The sequence below is a fragment of the Paenibacillus sp. TAF43_2 genome (assembly GCF_052113545.1).
Classification (GTDB): domain Bacteria; phylum Bacillota; class Bacilli; order Paenibacillales; family Paenibacillaceae; genus Pristimantibacillus.
Window position 1 is genome coordinate 1 of the sequence record NZ_JBFRDK010000072.1, and the last position, 20,867, is coordinate 20,867.

The 20,867-nt window shown below is 42.8% G+C and carries 17 protein-coding genes; 15 read left to right on the forward strand and 2 right to left on the reverse strand.

The window, feature by feature from the left end:
* The first annotated feature begins 98 nt into the window (after positions 1-98).
* From AB4Z17_RS16710 to AB4Z17_RS16775, 14 genes are all read left to right on the forward strand, one after another.
* Complete coding sequence (locus tag AB4Z17_RS16710; protein ID WP_441960935.1) at positions 99-1,253, forward strand: cysteine desulfurase family protein; 1,155 nt, start codon at positions 99-101, stop codon at positions 1,251-1,253.
* A 122-nt stretch (positions 1,254-1,375) separates the two neighbouring features.
* Positions 1,376-2,362, forward strand: a complete 987-nt coding sequence (locus tag AB4Z17_RS16715) for an aldo/keto reductase (protein WP_441960937.1) — start codon at positions 1,376-1,378, stop codon at positions 2,360-2,362.
* 84 nt (positions 2,363-2,446) lie between these two features.
* Positions 2,447-2,836, forward strand: a complete 390-nt coding sequence (locus AB4Z17_RS16720; protein WP_441960938.1) for a MerR family transcriptional regulator — start codon at positions 2,447-2,449, stop codon at positions 2,834-2,836.
* Between the two features lie 133 nt (positions 2,837-2,969).
* Complete coding sequence (locus tag AB4Z17_RS16725; protein ID WP_441960940.1) at positions 2,970-3,485, forward strand: GNAT family N-acetyltransferase; 516 nt, start codon at positions 2,970-2,972, stop codon at positions 3,483-3,485.
* Between the two features lie 17 nt (positions 3,486-3,502).
* Entirely contained in the window at positions 3,503-4,735 is a 1,233-nt protein-coding gene (locus tag AB4Z17_RS16730) for an aminopeptidase (RefSeq protein WP_441960942.1), read from the forward strand.
* Between the two features lie 411 nt (positions 4,736-5,146).
* Positions 5,147-6,889, forward strand: coding sequence for a sensor histidine kinase (locus AB4Z17_RS16735; protein ID WP_441960944.1), 1,743 nt, complete (start codon positions 5,147-5,149; stop codon positions 6,887-6,889).
* A complete protein-coding gene (locus AB4Z17_RS16740) occupies positions 6,889-8,223 on the forward strand; it encodes a response regulator transcription factor (protein WP_441960946.1) in 1,335 nt (444 codons plus the stop codon). Before AB4Z17_RS16735 ends, AB4Z17_RS16740 begins: the two co-directional genes overlap by 1 nt.
* 116 nt (positions 8,224-8,339) lie before the next feature.
* Positions 8,340-10,067, forward strand: coding sequence for an extracellular solute-binding protein (locus tag AB4Z17_RS16745; RefSeq protein WP_441960948.1), 1,728 nt, complete (start codon positions 8,340-8,342; stop codon positions 10,065-10,067).
* Positions 10,068-10,157: 90 nt separating this feature from the next.
* A complete protein-coding gene (locus tag AB4Z17_RS16750; RefSeq protein WP_441910357.1) occupies positions 10,158-11,048 on the forward strand; it encodes an ABC transporter permease in 891 nt (296 codons plus the stop codon).
* A gap of 18 nt (positions 11,049-11,066) precedes the next feature.
* Positions 11,067-11,954 (forward strand): carbohydrate ABC transporter permease, encoded by an 888-nt coding sequence (locus AB4Z17_RS16755; protein WP_441960963.1) that lies wholly within the window; start codon positions 11,067-11,069, stop codon positions 11,952-11,954.
* A gap of 31 nt (positions 11,955-11,985) precedes the next feature.
* Positions 11,986-13,248, forward strand: coding sequence for a Gfo/Idh/MocA family protein (locus tag AB4Z17_RS16760; RefSeq protein WP_441910356.1), 1,263 nt, complete (start codon positions 11,986-11,988; stop codon positions 13,246-13,248).
* Positions 13,249-13,263: 15 nt separating this feature from the next.
* On the forward strand, positions 13,264-14,925 hold the full coding sequence (locus AB4Z17_RS16765; protein ID WP_441960949.1) for a DUF4091 domain-containing protein: 1,662 nt from the start codon (positions 13,264-13,266) through the stop codon (positions 14,923-14,925).
* Between the two features lie 31 nt (positions 14,926-14,956).
* On the forward strand, positions 14,957-16,708 hold the full coding sequence (locus tag AB4Z17_RS16770; RefSeq protein WP_441960951.1) for a glycoside hydrolase family 35 protein: 1,752 nt from the start codon (positions 14,957-14,959) through the stop codon (positions 16,706-16,708).
* A gap of 120 nt (positions 16,709-16,828) precedes the next feature.
* Positions 16,829-17,113 carry a ChbG/HpnK family deacetylase gene (locus AB4Z17_RS16775; protein WP_441960967.1) on the forward strand — a complete coding sequence of 95 codons (285 nt, stop codon included), beginning with the start codon at positions 16,829-16,831 and terminating at the stop codon, positions 17,111-17,113.
* A gap of 289 nt (positions 17,114-17,402) precedes the next feature.
* Here the strand turns inward: AB4Z17_RS16775 and AB4Z17_RS16780 are convergent, their stop codons facing one another.
* Positions 17,403-19,112 carry an alpha-keto acid decarboxylase family protein gene (locus tag AB4Z17_RS16780; RefSeq protein WP_441960969.1) on the reverse strand — a complete coding sequence of 570 codons (1,710 nt, stop codon included), beginning with the start codon at positions 19,110-19,112 and terminating at the stop codon, positions 17,403-17,405.
* A gap of 422 nt (positions 19,113-19,534) precedes the next feature.
* On the reverse strand, positions 19,535-20,017 hold the full coding sequence (locus AB4Z17_RS16785) for a CcdC family protein (RefSeq protein WP_441960952.1): 483 nt from the start codon (positions 20,015-20,017) through the stop codon (positions 19,535-19,537).
* 306 nt (positions 20,018-20,323) lie between these two features.
* On the opposite strand from AB4Z17_RS16785, the gene AB4Z17_RS16790 reads away from it, so the two are divergent.
* Entirely contained in the window at positions 20,324-20,674 is a 351-nt protein-coding gene (locus tag AB4Z17_RS16790) for a hypothetical protein (protein ID WP_441960954.1), read from the forward strand.
* Positions 20,675-20,867: the final 193 nt, after the last annotated feature.

Here is a 20,867-nt window from a genome sequence, read left to right on the forward strand (position 1 = left end):
GCAAATACGGCTGAGGCAACGATCAAGATTGAACAGATAGTAAATTCGTTAATGGAACGAAAATCGATGGAGCAATAGCAAATGAAAGGCTGCCGCAAATGATTGCAGGCGAGGGTGCAAAGGAGAAAGCTATGAACCAGATTTATTTGGACTACAACGCAAGTACGCCAATCGCTCCAGAAGTTCTTGCAGAAATGTATCCATATCTGCAAGGAAACTACGGCAATCCTTCATCTAGTCATTGGGCGTCCGTTTCGACAAAGGAAGCTATTTTGGAGGCGCGCATAAAAGTTGCTGCTTTACTCCGTTGTTTTCCAGACGAGGTGATCTTTACTAGCGGGGGAAGCGAATCCAATAATCATGCCTTAAAGGGCGTATTCTTTGCTCATAAAGAAAAGGGTAATCATATCATAACGACAACAGTTGAGCATCCAGCCATTTTGAATCCTTGTTCATTTCTAGAGCGCTTGGGAGCAGAAGTTACCTATATAAACGTAGATGAAACTGGCCGCATATTGCCGGAAGCTATTGAATCAGCCATTAACGAGCGAACGATTCTAATCTCGGTTATGCATGCGAATAATGAAGTTGGGACGATTCAGCCCCTCGGTGAAATAGCCGAAATAGCAAAAAAACATGGCATATTGTTCCATACGGATGCTGCACAATCCGTTGGCAAAATCCCGGTTCATGTTGATCAATTAGGTGTCGACTTGGTAACGATAGCGGGACATAAACTATATGCTCCGAAAGGAATTGGGGCATTGTATGTGCGAAGGGGAACCAAGATAGAACCCTATAGTCATGGAGCCGGTCATGAACATGGCATGCGCGCAGGAACAGAAAATGTTCCTTACATCGTTGCATTGGGAAAAGCCGCAGAGATGGCAATGCTCATGCAAGATAACAATGAAATGAGTAGATTAAGCGAGTACTTCTTAGAGCGATTGGTTGCGAAATTTGGTCATCTTATCAAGCTGAATGGTCATCCGACTAACCGATTGCCTAACACCTTGAATATAAGCTTTATAGGTTTGTATGCTAATGAAATTCTGAACAAGATTCCCGAAATCGCAGCGTCCACTGGATCAGCCTGTCATGCCGGTATGACAACAATCTCCCCAGTATTAAAAGCAATGCAGATCGATGAAACTGCGGCCCGAGGCGCTATTAGATTTAGTCTAGGAAAGTATACGAATAAGAATGATATTGATCAAGCAATTATGCTATTGGAAGAAGCCATTATCGTCTAAGCTGATGCAGGAAATGCTCTAAACACTTACTATCGTGCACAATCGCTTGACTTGGAGTTAACTCCAAGGAGTACACTACAGCTGAAGGAAACAATATCTATTTGAAAGTGAGGAACGATTAAATGGAATATGTGAAACTCGGTAATACAGGCTTGGATGTATCTCGGCTATGTCTTGGCTGTATGAGCTTTGGTGTAGCGGAGCGGTGGGTGCATCCTTGGGTACTTGATGAAGCGAGCAGCCGTCCAATCATAAAAAAAGCATTGGATTTAGGCATCAACTTTTTTGATACTGCGAACGTATATTCAGACGGAACAAGCGAAGAAATTGTGGGTCAAGCTTTAAAGGATTATGCCAATCGAGATGAAATCGTCCTGGCGACAAAGGTTCATTTTCGGATGCAGCAAGGCCCAAACGGTGCTGGTCTTTCTCGAAAGGCAATCATGAGTGAAATAGATAAGAGCCTTAAGCGACTCGGAACGGATTATGTAGACCTTTATCAAATTCATCGCTGGGATTACAATACACCCATAGAAGAAACGATGGAAGCATTACATGATGTTGTGAAGGCTGGAAAGGCAAGATACATTGGCGCTTCAGCCATGTACGCATGGCAGTTCCTAAAAGCATTGCATGTAGCTGAAAAAAATGGGTGGACTCGGTTTGYATCGATGCAAAATCATTTAAACCTTATCTACCGTGAAGAAGAGAGAGAAATGCTGCCGCTCTGTAAGGAAGAAAAAATTGGCGTCATTCCTTACAGCCCGCTCGCATCAGGAAGATTGACACGTGATTGGTCAGAAACAACGCATCGTTTCGAAACCGACCAAGTTCAAAAATCTAAATACGATGCGACTGCAAATACTGACCAATTAATTGTAGAGCGAGTTGCAGCCATTGCCGAAAAACATGGCGTTCCCCGTGCTCAAATTGCATTAGCTTGGATATTACATAAAGATCCTGTAACCGCACCAATTATTGGCGCTACAAAAATGTCCCATCTCGAAGATGCAGCAGCTGCTGTTTCCATTAAGCTAACACCAGAAGAAATTGCATCGCTGGAAGAGCCTTATGTTCCACATCCAGTCGTTGGGCCTATTACGATGTAATGAGTATTTAATATAAGGAACAACAAGAACGCCCGATCGATTTTTTCGGGCGTTCTTGATCTTAAATTAGGGAGTGAAATCTGCATGTTGATAGCCGAAGCAAGCGCGAAATTTGATTTATCACCGGACACTCTCCGCTATTATGAACGGGTCGGGCTTATTCCACGGGTGAACCGCAATAAAAGCGGAATCAGGGATTATACGGAGGAAGACTGCAGATGGGTTGAATATATCAAATGCATGCGTGGTGTAGGTCTTCCTATTGAGATTTTGATTGAATATGTTGCGTTGTATCAACAGGGTGATGAAACCATTGGAGCTAGGAAAGAGCTTTTAATCGAGCAGCATAAACTGCTAGCCCGAAAAATGGAAGAGATGAAAAAAGGATTGGAACGCATGGATGATAAAATTGCAAGATATGAACAGACAATATTAAAAAAAGAAAAAATGTTAAGTAGATCTAAGACACAATAGTCCATCCCCCCTCGTTTTATTGACAATTATTCATGTAGGGCTTCACATAAATATTCGGTTAATAGAAAAATTCAGATGAATGTGATAATTTATTAATTATGACTTGCATTTGAAAAGGTGGTTTGTAAACGTTATGGAGCTCGTTTTTCCAAAGGTAGAGACTGTGGAAGAAGTCTCGGCTTTAGCGCAATTGGCATCGGAAATTTGGAATGAATATTTTGTAAGCATTATAACAAAAGAACAAATTGATTATATGGTGGATAAATTCCAATCGGATCATGCGATTACGAATCAAATTGAAAATCAAGGTTATGAATATTTTTTCATGAATATACATGGCCATAATATCGGCTACTTGGGGATAAAACAAGAAGAAGACAAGTTGTTTTTAAGCAAGTTTTATATACGCAAAGAGCATCGCGGAAAAGGTTATGCAAGTCAAGCTATGGCGTTCTTGGAAGCGATATGCAAAGATCGAGGGTTAGGTATGATATGGCTCACGGTAAATCGTTATAATGATACAACGATTGCTGTGTATGAGAAAAAAGGGTTTAAATCAGTTCGTACTCAGGTGGCTGATATAGGTAATGGTTTTGTGATGGATGATTTTATAATGGAAAAAGAAATTGCATTGGAAGAAGTCGAGTAACAAGGGGGTTTTGGTGAATGGAGAAGTTTGAGTTCATGTTGAACAAATATGCTGAATTAGTCGTTAAGGTTGGTGTGAACGTTCAAGTGGGGCAAGTGCTTATCGTACATGCTCCGATTGAAACGGCTGAACTAACCCGATTAATTGTAGCAAAAGCTTATGAGGCAGGAGCCAAATATGTCATTGTAGAGTGGGATGACGATGCGATTACTCGCGTTCGGTATGAGAAGGCATCAGATGATTCCTTCGACTATTATCCACAGTGGCTTGCCGACAGTATGGTGCATTTTGCTGAAGAGGGCGGAGCTATACTGCATATTAAAGTGCCTAATCCAGAGCTGTTTCGCGGCATCGATTCTGCAAAAGTATCGGCTGCGGTCAAGTCCGCGGCTGTCGCGCGAGAAGAATATTCAAAGTATACGCGGAACAGCAAAATTAGCTGGTCGCTGATCAAGGCGCCAACTCGCGCGTGGGCGGATAAAGTGTATGCCGATCTTCCGGAGGAGCAGCGTGTGGATGCGATGTGGGAAGCTATTTTCCACATGGTGCGAGTAAATACAGATGATCCTATTGCCGCTTGGCGTGAGCACATTAATCATTTGAAAACAAGCCAGGACCTTCTTAATGCGAAACGCTATAAGAGTCTGCATTATCGCGCGCCGGGAACGGATCTGCGAGTACAACTGCCTGAAGGACATATTTGGCGTGGCGGCGGCGGGGAAAATGAGAAAGGTGTTTATTTTGTTGCGAATATGCCAACTGAAGAAGTGTACACCATGCCTCATCGTACCGGTGTGAACGGCACGGTAAAAAGCACATTGCCTCTCAATTTGAACGGCAGGTTAGTTGAAGGAATCACGTTTACGTTCAAAGACGGCAAAGTGGTGGCTTATGATGCCGAATCGGGACTTGAACATTTAACTTCATTGCTCGAAACGGATGAAGGTGCATCCTATCTCGGAGAGATGGCATTAGTGCAACATGATTCGCCAATATCGAACTTGAATAGAGTATTTTATAATACAGGCATTGACGAGAATGCTTCCTGTCATTTTGCACTGGGAAGTGCTTATCCTGTCAACCTGGAAGGTGGAACGAAGCTCTCCAAAGAGGAACTACTGGAGCGAGGCGCTAACGTAAGCCTTACACATGTTGACTTCATGATTGGTTGCGCCGATCTCGATATTGATGGAGAACTGCCTGACGGCACAATCGAGCCTGTCTTTCGTCAAGGGAATTGGGCTTATTAAATGTAAATTATGGAAAAGTTACTGAGTCGTGTGCTCTTGAAGCGCTATAGAGAAAGGTTAGCATATCAATTGATGTGCTAACCTTTTTTTGTTAATTACAGTGTTACCTTAGAATAAGAGGAACCAGAAGCCCGCGCCTCTACCATGGAAAAACCCGACCATAAAAGCTCGGGTTTTTATTTGTTGTACGCCAAAAATTGGCGTGAACTATAGCATTTAAATTCAAAAGATGGCTCGCATGGTTGAACTATCTATTGCGTCTAAATAAAATCTTGGTATGATTCCTTTATGAATGTTAACGGCAAAAGCCCTCTGTTAATAAGTTGAACAATCTGATCAGAGTCTCTGTTATTCTGGTTATATTAATTAGCATCGAGAAGTTTTCCTAGATGGTGAAGAAGGGGATATCCTATGAAATTGCAGGCTGCCGGCAAAGCGAAGTGGTTCGTCTATCAGAAAATTGTCATCGTATTTATCGTGTTTCTTGTTCCCCTCATTTCGATGAATATTTGGGTCAATTACAAAGGCATGTCGTTTTCGAAAAATACAATGCTGGATTCCGCCGAAGCGGGAGCTTCCTTTTACGCGAAGCAGCTGGACAAGGAAATGTATTTTATTCGCAATCAGCAATTAGGCTTTATTAACGGTGAAGATTTGCAAAAGCTAAGCTTCAGGGGAGGAAGCCTTGGGAAATATGATGAGGTTAGACTCATTGAGCAAGTGAAGGATCGATTGAGCTTTCTTATGAATTCGAGCGAGTACGTACTTAATGCAGGCGTTTATATTGCTTCAGAGGGGAAAACCATCTCGATTTCGAATGGCGTTACCAACACGCCAAATGATGAATACGAGCTTATTTCTAAGCTTATAGGCGTTGCAATCAAGCCCTCTTTTTACCTGGATGGTGATCGGATCTTCTTTATTGAGACGGCAAATAATGATGGCATTTGGTCGTATATCGAAATCTCTAAAGTGAAGCTGCTCGAAGAGCTGCATACCATTACTACCCTTTATCAGGAGTCAGAGGTTTTGCTTGGGAGTGATGGTTTGGGGAGTGTGTTTGCGACGACGCAAGATGAGCAAGCTATTTCTGTACAGCAGCAGCTGGTTAAATTACCTAATGAGCAAGATGACAATATGTCCAAAATGGAGAAGGTAAACGGCATCCGTTATTTTGTTATCCATAATTTTGTAAGCTCTTTAAATCTGTCATTAATTATGTATGTGAATCAGAACGAGATCACTAGATCATTAAGCCAGTTTTATACGCTGTATTATCTGCTGTTCAGCATTACCATTATCATTCTTTTGCTTTATTCATTCTCCGTTAACGTCATGATCCATCGCCCATTGTCCAATCTAGGCAAGGCGTTTCGTATGATAGAAACAGATAATCTGAACTTAGTTATCGAATCCAAGACAAAGGATGAATTTCATTATTTATTTCAAAGCTTTAATCGGATGGCACATCGCTTGAAGGTTTCCATAAAGGAAAACTATGAACAAAAGATAGCGCTGCAGCACTCGGAATTAAAGCAGCTGCAATCTCAAATTAACCCTCATTTTTTATACAACAGCTTTTTTAATATTTATATGATGTGTAAAGTAGGCGATTCGGATAGTGCGGCAGAGCTCTCCCAAAAGCTGGGAAGCTATTATCAATACATTACAAGAAGCGGTTCTGATGAAGTGCTGCTTAATAAGGAATTTCAGCATGCGCTCGATTATTGCGAGATTCAATGTATTCGCTTTTCCAACCGTATTTCGTATGAATACACGGAGATTTCAGATCAATTGCATACCGTTTACGTTCCAAGACTTATCATTCAGCCGATCGTAGAGAATGTATTTGATCATGCCTTTGAAGATGGTACGATGAACGGAGTTGTCTATATTGGAGCCAGYTATCAGGATGATATCGTACGCATCACCGTAGAGGACAACGGCAGTTTATTAACAGATGATAAAATGGAGCAGTTGCAGGAGCAGCTTGCAGTCAAAACGAAGCAGATTGAGAAAACGGGATTAATTAACGTCAGCAATCGGCTAAAATTAATTTATGGAACGGACAGCGGCTTATTTGTCTCCCGAAGCCAATACGGCGGATTAAAAGTGGAGCTTATCATACATCTTGAGAATAAGGGGGCACAATAATGTACCGATTGTTAATAGTAGATGACGAGCCTGTCATTGTGAATGGCCTAGTGCAGCTTTTTCAGGGAAACAAAGACTTTGAGCTGGATATATGCAAAGCCTATTCCTCTGGTGAGGCGCTTGAAATAGCAAAAAAAACGAAACTGGATATTTTGATCAGCGATATTCGTATGCCTCAGAAGAATGGCCTGCAATTGGTGGATGAGATGGTATATTATTGGCCCGCATGCCGAGTCATTTTTCTTACAGGGTATAGCGAATTTGATTACGTATACGAAGCGTTAAAGAAAAACGTAGAAAACTATATTTTGAAAACAGAAGGCATTGAGCCTATTTTCCAAGCGGTAAAAGAGGTAATAGGCAAGCTGGAAGAAGAGAAAAGCGTTAAGCTGCAGCAGGAGAAGGCGCAAAGGCATATTCAAATCGCCGAGCCTTATCTCAAAAAAGAAATGATGGAAGCTATGCTTGGCGGAGAGCCGCTTCCTTCTCTATTGACGGAGTCCATTTATGCAGAAGTGGAATTTGGCATTGCTGCTGAGCGCCCCGCATTCTTCCTGGTAGGACAAGTGGATCGGCTTGAGGTTCAAAATTTAAAGGTGCTGGAATCGGTGCAGCGGATTTTTGACAATCATTTGCCGGCTTCCATAGCGAGAGAGAAAGCTATCTACAATGGCAGCTCACTTCTATGGATTCTTCAAGCGGATGAGGAATTATTGGGACGTTTTCTAGGGAATCAGCCAGATGAGAATACGAAGGAGCAAGGCATCGCATCCTATATGAAAGGCATTCTTGAGCTTGTACAGAATGAATGCGTTGAGGTTCTCTCGGCTTCGGTTTCATTCGGCATTTCTGGGAATTTGTTAGGAAAGTGGGATACGCTCCATCATCAGGTGGAAGCTGTTCGTGCAATGATTCAGAAAAGAGCGGCATTTGGCCAAAAAATGGTTATTGTTGATTACGAAAAATCGAATGCTTGTGAAACCGATATGAGCGGAGAGATGAAGCAAGAAGAATTTAAACAATTGCTTATCGAACAAATTCATCAATATGTTCATAACAATCTGTCCAAGGATGTGTCTCTAACGGCTATTGCGGACGAGGTGCATTTTAATCCATCCTATTTGTCTCGCTATTATAAGCAGATCACAGGACATAATCTATTAGAGTACATTCAATCTACAAAAATGACCGTTGCCATCGATCTGATGATGAATACTTCCTTGAAATTAAATGAAATTGCGAGTAAGGCGGGTTTTGACTCGGCTTCGTATTTTACGACTTTTTTCAAAAAAATGACGGGTCTTTCACCTCAAGAGTATCGAAATTCGCAATAAGTAAAAAATTCAAAAGCGATGTAAAAAAAGTGAAATTGAAACCGCTTTCCCTCTCGAAATATAATAAACACAGGGATCAGGGCTACTAACATTATCAAAAGGGGGAAGTGTTCCATATGAAAAATTATAAAACAATGAAGATGATTTTGTTGTTATCGCTGTCTGCTTCAGCCATTACAGCATGCTCCAGCCAAGGAAATGACAAAGGAAACACATCCACATCTAAACCGTCAACAGAGAACAACCAGACTGAAGCCACTCCGCCAGATCCATTCGGTAAATACGCTGAACCGGTTACGGTTACAGAAGTGCTTGGATTTAATCCGCCTGAGGATTCAAGAACGCCAAAAGGAATTACACCAGATCAAAATGCTTACTTTAAAGATTTAAAAGAGATGATGAACATTGAAGTGAAATATAAATGGACCGTGCCTTCCAGCCAATTTGAACAAAAGTTCTCACTTGCGATGGCATCGGGCGACCTGCCTGATATTTTGGAGCTGGACCCGAAAAACTTCGAAAAGCTGAAAAAGCAAGATATGCTCGCTGATCTGACAGAAGCATATGAGCAATATGCATCTCCTACACTTAAGAAATATATGGAGTCTGATGGCGGCTTTGCAATGAAGACTTATAACGCAGACGGCAAACAGCTGGCCATTCCAGCTTTTGAAGATCCATTCCTGTCTACACAGCTGCTTTGGATTCGGAAGGATTGGCTGGATAATTTGAACTTGCAAGCGCCTACGACAATCGATGAGCTGGAGAAGGTTGCAGAAGCATTTGTGAAAAACGATCCGGATCAAAACAAGCAAAATGATACTTATGGTATTTCATTGCAGAAAACGTTGTTTTTCTGGGGCTTTGATGTAAGAGGATTGTTTAACGGATTCGGAGCTTACCCATCCATTGGTGATGCTCAGACGGCTTGGATCAAAAATGGTGAAGATAAACTAATACCGGGCCTTATTCAACCTGAGGTGAAAACGGCGCTTAGCAAGCTGCAGTCTTGGTACCAAAATGGCATTCTCAATAAGGAGTTTGCGCTGAAGGATGAGAATAAAGCAGTAGAAGATCTTACTTCGGGCAAGGTAGGTATTTCCTACGGAGAATGGTGGTACCCGAACTGGCCGCTTAATTTAAATATTGACAAAGATCCAAAGGCTGAATGGATTGCTGTTCAAATTCCAGGGCTGGACGGTCCAGCAAAATCACTCGTTCCGAAAATTCGTGCTGGCAAGGTTTTCGCTGTAAACAAAAAAGCGAAAAATCCAGAAGCTGCAATTAAAATGATCAACTTCTATATCGAAATGGGCAACAAGCAATATTTAGAGAAAAACAAAGCCGAGAATGGTTATGTATACAACTGGTTTAATCCACGTATCTACAACCCGGCTCAAATTGAAACCATCTATACAGAAGTGAACAAAGCGCTCGACGCTAAACAAACTGAAATTACGCTGGATGACGAGAACTACAAGAATGTAGCGGATGTATTCAAAGCAGGAACCGATTTCCTCGCAGGCAATACAAAAGATGCTTCCAAAGGCGTCAATTGGGGTCAATATTACAGCCGTGCAGCAAAAGATGGCGGCTGGGGAACAACGCGTAAAATTAAAGAAAGCGGAGCGTTTGTAAACAATGAGTTCTATGGCCTTCCTACAAAAACACAAGTAGAAAAAGGTGCTCAGCTTGATAAGCTTATGCAGGAATCCTTTACAAAAATCATTATGGGCGCTTCCATTGATGAATTTGATAAGTTCGTTTCAAGCTGGAAATCGCTAGGCGGCGATGATATTACAGCAGAAGTTAATGCATGGTACGGTGAGCAAGCGAAAAATTAAATCTTAAATCAATCAAAAGCGGGAGAGACGAGTCGAGGAGTCGACAACTCCTCCCGCTTTAAAATTAGCAGCTGGTTAGGAGGGTCATCTATGAGAACGCTGAAAAAAGAATATGTACTACATTTGATGTTACTGCCCGGTGTTATCGCTACTTTAATCTATGCATACGGTCCTATGGCTGGCCTAGTGATGGCTTTTCAACAATTTGAACCATTATCCGGTTTTTTTAAATCTGAATTCGTAGGCTTTGACAATTTCCGTTACGTATTTGCGTTGCCGGATTTTGGTCAAGTGCTTTGGAATACGATCATTATTGCGATTTTCAAAATGATCCTGTTTTTGCTTGTTCCTCTTATTCTTGCGTTATTGCTAAATGAAGTGACAAGAAAATGGTTCTCACGTTTCATTCAATCTGCTATCTTCCTTCCGTTCTTTCTGTCATGGACCGTGCTTGGCGGAGTCGTCATTGAATTGTTCTCGCTGAGCGGACCTGTTAATGGCTTGTTAACCGAAATGGGATTTCAGCCGATTATGTTTATGCTCGACAATGATTGGTTTAGAGGCATTGTCATTGGATCAGATGTGTGGAAAGGCATGGGCTACAATATGATTGTTATGCTCGCCGCTATTGTAGGCATCAATGCAACGCTATATGAAGCAGCAGAGGTTGATGGAGCAGGCAAGTGGAAGCAAGTGATGCACATTACGCTTCCAGGCATTTCCCCCATACTCATTTTGCTAGGCGTATTAAGCTTAGGCGGAATTCTCAATGCTGGTTTCGAACAAATTCTAATTATGTATAACCCGACCGTTTATGAAGGCGCAGATATCATTGATACATTCGTTTATCGACTAGGGATGTTCAGCCAGCAATTCGGACCGGCAGCGGCAATCGGCCTCTTTAAATCGGTCATTTCATTAGGGTTAGTATCCATTACCTACTATGCGGCTTATAAACTTAACAACTACAGAATATTCTAGAACGGAGGTAATACAGTGATATACAAACCATCAATCAGTAGAAAGCTTTTTGTCGTCTTCAATACGTTGTTGTTAACAGCTATCACGCTGCTTGGCATTATCCCGTTTATTCATTTACTCTCCATCTCACTTAGCTCGAATACGGCTGCGATGGCAGGAGAAGTTAAGCTTTGGCCTGTCGGCTTCTCCTTGGATGCCTATCAATACTTGGGAGAGAAGGTTGAGTTCTTCCGATCATTATGGGTATCCGTACAGCGGGTCGTGCTGGGGACGGCTGTTAATATGCTGCTTGTATTTATTACCGCTTTTCCGCTTGCGAAATCTAATCATCAGTTTAAATTTAGAACTCCTTATGTATGGTTCTTTGCGATAACGATGTTTTTCGGCGGCGGGTTGATTCCTACGTATATCATTGTCAAAGATACAGGCATCATCGATTCGATTTGGGCGCTCGTTTTGCCGGGTGCTTTGAATGTATGGAATATGGTGCTCATGCTGAATTTCTTCAGATCCATTCCTAGAGAACTGGATGAGGCAGCGACAATTGACGGTGCGGGACACTGGCGTGTGCTTTGGCAAATTTATTTGCCTGTATCGCTTCCTTCGATCGCAACGATTGGCTTGTTCACGATTGTTGGGCATTGGAACTCTTGGTTTGATGGCATTCTTTACTTGAATTCACCAGAAAAGTACCCATTGCAAACGTATCTGTCTACATTAATTATGTCGATTAATGCCCAAATGTCTTCCATGTCTATTGAGCAGCTTAAAGTGATGGACAACTTAAGCGAGAAGACACTTCGAAATGCGCAAATCTTTATGGGTGCTTTGCCCATTATGCTCGTATATCCGTTTCTGCAAAAGTATTTTGTTAAAGGCATGACCGTAGGAAGCGTCAAGGAATAGATAGACTTACAACATCGAGGAGAGATTAATTATGAAAAAAGTAACGGTTGCCATAATTGGAGCGGGCTTGCGGGGTGTCAACTATTTGGAATATGCTCTTGCTCATCCCAATGAGCTGCAAGTTGTAGCTGTTGCAGAGCCGGTTGCAGAGCGCAGGGAGAGCTTCCAAGCTAGACATAACATTGCAGATAATATGTGTTTTGAGAACTGGGATGATTTTTTCGCTATGCCAAAACTAGCCGATGCCGTACTCATCTGCACGCAAGATAAACAGCATTTCGATCCGACAATGAAAGCACTTGAGGCAGGTTATCATGTGCTGCTTGAGAAGCCGATGTCTCCCGATGCCAAAGAATGTTTGCTTATGGGAGAAAAGGCGTCTCAGTTAAATCGAGTGTTTTCGATATGTCATGTGCTTCGTTATACGAATTTCTTCTCTACCATTAAAGAATTATTAGAAAAAGAAACAATTGGTAAATTAATGTCTATCACGCATAATGAAAATGTAGGGTTCTGGCATCAAGCGCATAGCTTCGTAAGAGGAAATTGGAGCCGGAAAGAGGATTCCAGTCCAATGATTCTAGCGAAGTCCTGTCATGATCTGGACATCTTGCTCTGGTTGGCTGGTTCGGAATGTGTTCGTGTATCCTCCTTTGGCTCACTTTCACACTTTACATCTGATCAAGCGCCGGCAGGAGCGCCGTTACGCTGCTTGGACGGGTGTCCAGTGGCAGACGAATGTCTCTACTACGCGCCTAATTACTATTTAACAGAGGATACCAATTGGCCAACTTCGGCAATTAGCAATGATCTGAGCTATAGTGCGCGTTATAAGGCGCTTGAGGAAGGACCTTACGGCAGATGCGTCTATCATTGTGACAACGATGTTGTTGACCACCAGGTTGTGAATTTGGAGTTTGCGAATTCCGTCACTGCAGCATTTACGATGAGCGCATTTACTAGAGATGTCAGCCGCACAATCAAGCTTATGGGAACCAAAGGTGAAATCCGCGGCGCCATGGAGAAAAATGAAATTGAAGTGATCCATTTTGGCAGCGGCAAGATTGAGAGAATCTCATTTGAAGACATGGGAGGTCATGTTGGCCACGGCGGCGGTGATATGGGTTTACTCAAGGATTTCTTAAAGCTGGTAAGAGAAGATGGCAAGAGTGAGGGGCTTACCTCGGCAAGTCAATCCGTTCAAAGCCATTTAATGGCCTTCGCGGCGGAGCAATCAAGAGTGGATGGAAACAGCATCAATCTCAAAGATTTTGCAGAAAGCATTCTAATTTAAAGAGGTGCAAGATGTATGAATAATCCAGTTCAATTTGAGACGAAACTACTAAGCTCGTTGACAAAAGTATTCGCAGATGAGACGCCAACCGAACAAGCCTTTCAAAGCGCTTCTGCGCTTTTCGGCGAGACCTATTCCTTCCAAGTCGCATACACCTCAGATACGCTCTTAAAAAATATAAATGTAAGCATCAACTCCGACCTTGCAGACCGTATTTTGATTAGATCTGTTGGGCTGGCTCCTTCGGAGATGCCATGTTTTCAAAATCCAGATGATAACGTCCTGCGCACGACACCGGGACTATATCCAGATCCATTATATGAGCTGAATCAACAATCCATTAATGCAGTACCTGAGCAGTGGCGTTCCATTTGGGTGAGCGTGGAGCTTGATGAATCTGTCGCTGCGGGTGTTCATTCCATTCAATTCTCCTTCCAATCAGAGGAAGGGGAGTCCTTAGCGGTATCCGATACATTTCAATTGACAGTCATCCCTGCGGCATTGCCCACGCAGCAGTTAATTCACACGGAATGGTTTCATGTGGATTGTATTGCAACGCAGTATGGTGTCGAAGTTTTTAGTGAAGCGCATTGGACGCTTCTGGAACGTTATGTGGACGCAATGGTCAAGCATGGCATGAACATGGTATTGACACCACTTTTTACACCGCCGCTCGATACCCTTGTTGGAGGAGAACGTCCAACTGTCCAATTGGTGAAAGTTGACGTGGAGGGAGATACTTATACATTTGGCTTTGATCAGCTTACGCGGTGGGTAACGATGTGCAAGAAGCTGGACGTGAAGTACTTTGAGTTTTCACACTTGTTTACGCAATGGGGAGCAAAGTGCGCTCCAAAGATTATGGGAACGGTACATGGAGAAGAGAAAAAGCTATTCGGCTGGGAGACGGATGCATCCTCTGAAGCTTATCGCAGCTTCTTGGATCAATTCCTGCCGAGCCTTGATCGTTACTTGAAAGAAAATGGACTAGCTCAGCAAAGCTGGTTCCATATTTCGGATGAGCCGGACCTCAGTCAATTGGAATCCTATCAGGCTGCCAGCCAAATCGTGCGTAAGCATTTGTCTGATTATCCTATTATGGACGCGCTGTCTGATTTGGATATGTATGAGCGGGGCCTAGTGCAAAGACCGATTCCGGGAAACAATCATATCGAACCGTTTCTGGAGTATGGCGTTCCGGATTTATGGACTTATTATTGCTGTGCGCAGCATCAAGAAGTATCCAATCGTTTTTTTAACATGCCTTCCTCTAGAAACCGGATTATTGGGCTTCAGTTGTATAAGTTTGGATTGAAGGGCTTCCTGCATTGGGGCTTTAATTTCTGGTATTCGCAGTACTCCATCGATCAGAAGCTGGATCCCTATCGGTCAACGGATGCAAAGCTTGCGTTTCCTTCGGGAGATTCCTTCTTGGTTTATCCTGGCGAAGAGGGTCCAATCGAGTCAATTCGCTTGGAAGTTCTCTATGAGGCGATGCAAGACTTGCGCGCACTCGAGCTGCTAGAGCAGAAGATTGGCAAAGAACAGACGATAAAGCTGTTGGAAGAGGGTTTACAAGAACCATTGACGTTCTCTGTTTATCCAAAAGGCAGTGGGGAATGGCTGTTAGCGGCAAGAGAGAGAATCAATCAGGCTATAGCGAGTCATTATGCTTAATGATTTAACTATTTTATAAGGCGGGAAATAGATGACTACATTTAATTATTCAGGATCTTCATTTTATTATAATGATCAGCCGATACGTCTTCTCTCAGGAGCTTTTCATTATTTTCGAACTGTACCTGAGCATTGGCAAGATCGACTTGCAAAATTAAAAGCATGCGGGCTCAATACCGTGGAAACGTATGTCCCATGGAATCTTCACGAGCCGAAGAAAGGCCAATTTTATTTTGAAGGCATGGCGGATATCGTTCGTTTTATTGAGCTGGCTGGAGAAATCGGGCTGCATGTTATTGTTCGCCCGGCGCCTTATATTTGTGCGGAATGGGAATTTGGCGGATTGCCAGCTTGGCTGCTGGCGGACCCTGATATGCGTCTGCGCTGCTATCATAAGCCGTTTCTAGATCATGTAGATGCTTATTATGATGTGCTGCTTCCGAAATTAAAACCGCTCCTATGCACGAGTGGCGGGCCGATTATCGCGATGCAGGTCGAGAATGAATATGGAAGCTACAGCAATGACAAACGCTACTTAATTCATCAAAAAGAAAGCATGATTGCTCGTGGAATAGACGTTCTGCTATTTACTTCCGATGGACCTGAAGATGCGATGCTGCAAGGCGGTATGATCGATGGTGTTCTGGCAACGGTGAATTTTGGTTCTCGGCCAGCAGAAGCATTCGAGAAGCTTAAGCAATATCAACCGGATGCGCCATCTATGTGTATGGAATATTGGAACGGTTGGTTTGATCATTGGGGGGAGGAGCATCATACCCGTCCCGCTGAGGATGTCGCAAGTGTGCTTGATGAAATGCTTAGTCTGAACGGGTCCGTTAATTTCTATATGTTCCATGGCGGAACAAACTTTGGTTTCTACAACGGAGCGAACGGCCATACGGCGGAAAGCTATGAACCTACGGTGACTAGCTATGATTATGACGCCTTGCTAAATGAATCCGGTGAACCGACCGCTAAATATTATGCGGTGCGCGATATTATCTCCAAATATGTGGATGTACCTGCATGTGAATTGCCAGCTCCGATCGCTAAGAAAGCGTATGGACAAGTGAAAATGACCGAGCAAGCTTCATTAGCGGCTAATTTGGACAACATCTCTGCACCTATTTATACGGCATACCCTGAGACAATGGAAAAGATGGGGCAGGATTACGGATTTATTCATTATCGTACGTTTATTAGCGGACCCCGTCCTAAAGATCAGTTTTTCTTGCAAGACGTGCATGACCGCGCACAAATTTTCCTTAACGGACAGCCGGCTGGTGTTCTGGACCGCGTCCATACTGATGTGAAAATAGAATTTGAAGTGCCTGCTGAAGGAGTAGAGGTCTCTATCCTTGTTGAGAATTTAGGCCGGGTTAATTATGGGCCTTATATGAAAGACCGGAAAGGGATTACCGAAGGGGTACGTTTTGGGCGCCAGTTCTTGTCGGATTGGACGACGTACACGTTACCACTTACGGACTTATCGGCTCTGCAATTCGGGAGCATCACGGAACAATCAGGTCCGAGCTTCTTCCGAGGAACGTTAATTGTGGATGAGCCATGTGATACTTTCCTTAGTTTGGAAGGGTGGACCAAAGGGGTCGTGTTCATCAATGGTTTCAATCTGGGTCGTTATTGGGATATTGGACCGCAGAAGAGATTGTATGTGCCAGGTCCATTATTGAAGCAAGGCAATAATGAGATTATTATCTTTGAATTGCATGGAACGACGGATAGCACCGTTAGCTTCTTGGATCAACCTGATCTAGGCTCTTAAAATAAGACAACTATAACTTGAATTGGATAACCAGTATATATTGAACGGAAATAAATGACTTGGGCAAGGGCGTAGGCACAAATGTGCTTGCGCCCTTATTCATAATTTCAACAGGCTGCCATTACCTCAACTTCAATAATGATTCCCTGCCGAGCAGCCAAAGAAGCTTTAAGCAGGGGGGATATTCAGACTATCGAGCACGCCGGAATTCATTTGACATTATCAAGTTCAGAGCATCAAGGATATAAGGTTGTGTATCATGAGAATCCGCTCCACAGCCTTGTTAATTCAGCTAATGAATTTTTTACAGATATCGCATTTTTAGAGTCCAATGCTGATCTGGATGAGGTTAGGCTTGAAATGCGAGCTCAAATTACTTATGCGATTTCTCAAGGGATTAGATGAACTGAAGCAATTAACAAACTGTTGTATGGAAAGGGAAATTGAACTCCGCTTACTCTGTGATTTGGATATAAAGCAGCTCTTCCTAAAGGAAAACATCAAGCTCATTTCGTGGAAGGACATTCGTGACCTACAACGTTCAATTAATGGGTAACTGCGTATTGTTTAACTTTGATCATTCCATAAATAAAGTTGAAGCCCGATAGCTTGGTTCTAGAGTCTACCGGGCCTCATAATGAGAATAGTTACAGTGTCTATGAAGGAAGAAGAAGCAAACTGGATGCTGCTTATTCTAGTTTTGGCTGCGTAGTTTCTCCTGCTTTTCCAAGTAATTGCGCATCCGGCGCATATTTTCTGGTGCGTCCATAGGGTCAGCGGCTATCATTTCAATGATACAGAGTCTTTCGGCACATTCTCTCTCCGCTTGGATTATAGCCTGATCAAGCTCTCCATAGGTTCGTACAGTCACGGCAAACGCATCGCCTCCAAACACTTCGGCAAGCTTAGTGTATGACCAGCGCGGAATTTTGTTATATTGCTGATTCTCTGTTTTGACATTTAAATATTTCTCGATGGTGTAGCCATCGTTGTTCAAGATGAAGATAATAGGCTTGCATTCATAATAGAGCATGGTGCTGATCTCTTGGGCTGTCAACTGCAAGGAGCCGTCACCTGTAAATAACAAGACCCGCCGATCAGGTGCAGCGACATTGGCACCGTATGCGGAAGGTGTAGCATAACCGATCGCCTCCCAGCCACCTTGCGCAATGTAAGTTGCATTGCGGGGTAGTCTCACCTGCGCCATCCCGTTGTAAAACGTGCCGGTCTCGGCGACCACAATGTCCCCTTCCCTCAGCAACTTCTGAAAACGCGGGTAATAATTGGCCGCAGTTAGTGGGTCACCGGCGCTGCCAGTCATTTGGTCGTATGGGAATGTTGTTTTTTCCGTTAAACCTTGACCTATGTATCCAATATTCTGCACCGCAAGCAGCATGTCGCCTGCGAACACATTCGGATATTCCGCTTCTGCGACCTTGACCATGTCCGGTTGAATATTGATTGTCACGAGCGGGTTTAGCTTCGCAGTGAAGTTCGCGGTATTATTGTCCGCCCATACCATGCCTACTGCAATGACACAGTCTGCATTTTCTACTGCGGTTTGGACTTCAGAACTTCCGAATGAACCTTCGTACATTCCAATATAATTCGGATGGGTTTCGTCAAATGCCCCCTTGCCGAACATCATTGTTGCAACAGGTACGTTCATCGCGTCGGCTAGCTGCTGAACTGCGGTTACGAGGTCGAAACGCATGGTTTTGACATCAACCAAAATGACCGGCCGATGGGCACGCCCCAGCAGTTGGCGGGCATGCTCCGTTGCTGCCTGAAGAGTTTTCACATTGGACATTGGACGCGGGGGGATCGGCTCACTTCGTGTCATGATCGGCATGGTCACTAAATCATCAGCCACAACGAGGTACACTGGCTTTTTCTTTTCCTTCGCAATACGAATGGCGGCTGGAATTTCAATCTCAGCGTTTTCCGGTGTCAGTACTGCAGTATAAGCCGTAATCTGCTTGTACACTTTATGGAAGACGTCAAAATCCCCATCCATTAGAGTGTGATGCATCAGCTTATGTTCCTTTTGATCCTTATCGGGAGGCGCACCTACGATATGAATTATCGGCACATGCTCGCTGTTAGCTCCCGCTATCGCATTGCAAGCACTAAGCTCTCCGACTCCGAAAGTCGTAATAAGAGCGGATATGCCTTTAACTCTTGCATAACCATCCGCCGCATAACCTGAGTTTAATTCGTTCCGTCCACTCATAAACCGTATGCCTTTATAGCGCTCCAGCGTATCCAATAGTGTAAAGTTATAGTCTCCAGCAACGCCAAAAATTTCGGTAATGCCCTCCAGCTGCAGACAATCGAACAAGTACTGGCCTACTGTTTTTTGAGTCGTGCCAGTTTGCAGGTTAGCGCTGCCCGCCGCTGTCATCGTTTTCAATTTCCGCTCACTCCCAATCCTTATCAGTCTGATCCTGTATAAGATTCCCATTTCATTGGACTGGTTATTCACTAAGGGTTTGTTCTCGTATGCAGTGTGCATGTTGTAGCATGTTGTGTGATTGGTTTGGGCGTGAACCGATAGTATGGTGTAAATAAGCGCAGAAGTGCACTTGTTTTTAACGAATGAGATGGAAATGATGAAAATAGGAGTACAAATGCATCTAGTTGAGCAGATTTGAGAAGGAGTTGGTTAAATAAGTGCATTTATGCGCTTATATGAAGCCGCTGCTGACAGATGTGCTCATTTAGAGAGCATGCTTTCAATCAGCTATTGTATTAAGAGATATCATCTTAGTATTCAGGTGATATTCTGCGATTGAGAGTTTAGGTGTAAGAACAGGCAGCCGAACTTTAGTTAATTTTAGACAAATGCAATTGGTTGGCCACACGCCGAAATTTGATAAACGAAAAAACTCTCCACGGAATGATATAACCGAAAGCTACTAGCATGAATAAAGCTGTTTTGCCTTGAGGATCCAAGTCGGACAATTCTTGACGCAGAGCAAACCGTATGAACACAATACCTATGAAAGCTGCGATAAATCCCCAGTTTTTCTTGGAATAAATCAAATTGTCTTCTCTCACTTCGTAATTAGTCGTCCAAATCAATGGGATGGAAAATATAACGCCAAGTCCGAAGGCTATTCCAAATGCCCAAGCCGGTTCATTCACGTTCGGGTTAATAATTAAAGACAGGCCAGGGATTATGAATAATAAAGGAATCAGTAATCGAATCCCGTTCCCCCGTATTGGGCGGTACATGCTTCTCGTCCTTCTCCACAAAACTAAAACGGCTATAAAAGCGATCATCATATAAAAAGTGTTTCCGTTCATTTTCTCGCTCACCTCATCGATTTGATACTTTTATCTTAAGTGTTTTGGCATGCCTTATTTAGTGATAAAGGTAATTTTCTTGATATGACGATAGTCATTTTATGGGGGAGCGATTTGGAGTATATTTCTTAACTCAGCGTGTGATGGTGTTTTATGGCTGTTTCTGGCTATTTTTCATCATCAGAAGTAAAATCATTGCGAGAGAGCTAAACTACTGGATAAAGCGAAATTCCGATAGAAATCTCGGTTGAGAATGGGTGATCGATCGGTAACAGTAAGATAAGCGAGGGGCTGATTGGATAAACGATGAAAAAATCTGTTGAATTAATCTCTGTTTTTTATCAGCTGCATAATAAGTTTCCATATTTACATTCGTATCATTATTCTCGCAACTTTAATGAAAACGGCAGTATAGAGCAAAGCTTCAAGATTATTTTATGTGACTATCCTTATTACGAGGATGATAAAAAGTTAGCTATAACTTTTTCTAACGTAATCGATTTGAAAATAGGGAATACCGAAGGCATTGTTGGATTATTTATTGATATTGCAGATATATCAAATTACCAATGGGAAGGTATGAAATATAAGGTTAAAGAAGAAGAGGAAGAAACTTTTACGTTTTATTGTAAATCATTTGAATTTGAAGTTTTTTAGAAACATAATTTCGAATGTCCTAAGTATCTCAGCCTAAAATTACAAACAAGCTGACACCGCTTCACCGGGGTCAGCTTGTTTTCATTTCTTTTAACTGTTACTTTGCCTTTTCTGTTAGCATTTTCACGGCACGAATAGGTGATCGTGTTCATAATTCCTCCGTAAATGTTAAGTCTATCAATGAGTCTATTAT

Excerpts from the sequence above, each read along its gene's own strand:
- AB4Z17_RS16710 (WP_441960935.1), top strand. The coding sequence starts at position 99 with ATGATTGCAGGCGAGGGTGCAAAGGAGAAAGCTATGAACCAGATTTAT.
- AB4Z17_RS16720 (WP_441960938.1), top strand. The coding sequence starts at position 2,447 with ATGTTGATAGCCGAAGCAAGCGCGAAATTTGATTTATCACCGGACACT.
- AB4Z17_RS16725 (WP_441960940.1), top strand. The coding sequence starts at position 2,970 with ATGGAGCTCGTTTTTCCAAAGGTAGAGACTGTGGAAGAAGTCTCGGCT.
- AB4Z17_RS16730 (WP_441960942.1), top strand. The coding sequence starts at position 3,503 with ATGGAGAAGTTTGAGTTCATGTTGAACAAATATGCTGAATTAGTCGTT.
- AB4Z17_RS16740 (WP_441960946.1), top strand. The coding sequence starts at position 6,889 with ATGTACCGATTGTTAATAGTAGATGACGAGCCTGTCATTGTGAATGGC.
- AB4Z17_RS16745 (WP_441960948.1), top strand. The coding sequence starts at position 8,340 with ATGAAAAATTATAAAACAATGAAGATGATTTTGTTGTTATCGCTGTCT.
- AB4Z17_RS16750 (WP_441910357.1), top strand. The coding sequence starts at position 10,158 with ATGAGAACGCTGAAAAAAGAATATGTACTACATTTGATGTTACTGCCC.
- AB4Z17_RS16760 (WP_441910356.1), top strand. The coding sequence starts at position 11,986 with ATGAAAAAAGTAACGGTTGCCATAATTGGAGCGGGCTTGCGGGGTGTC.
- AB4Z17_RS16765 (WP_441960949.1), top strand. The coding sequence starts at position 13,264 with ATGAATAATCCAGTTCAATTTGAGACGAAACTACTAAGCTCGTTGACA.
- AB4Z17_RS16770 (WP_441960951.1), top strand. The coding sequence starts at position 14,957 with ATGACTACATTTAATTATTCAGGATCTTCATTTTATTATAATGATCAG.
- AB4Z17_RS16780 (WP_441960969.1), bottom strand. The coding sequence starts at position 19,112 with ATGACAGCGGCGGGCAGCGCTAACCTGCAAACTGGCACGACTCAAAAA.
- AB4Z17_RS16785 (WP_441960952.1), bottom strand. The coding sequence starts at position 20,017 with ATGAACGGAAACACTTTTTATATGATGATCGCTTTTATAGCCGTTTTA.
- AB4Z17_RS16790 (WP_441960954.1), top strand. The coding sequence starts at position 20,324 with ATGAAAAAATCTGTTGAATTAATCTCTGTTTTTTATCAGCTGCATAAT.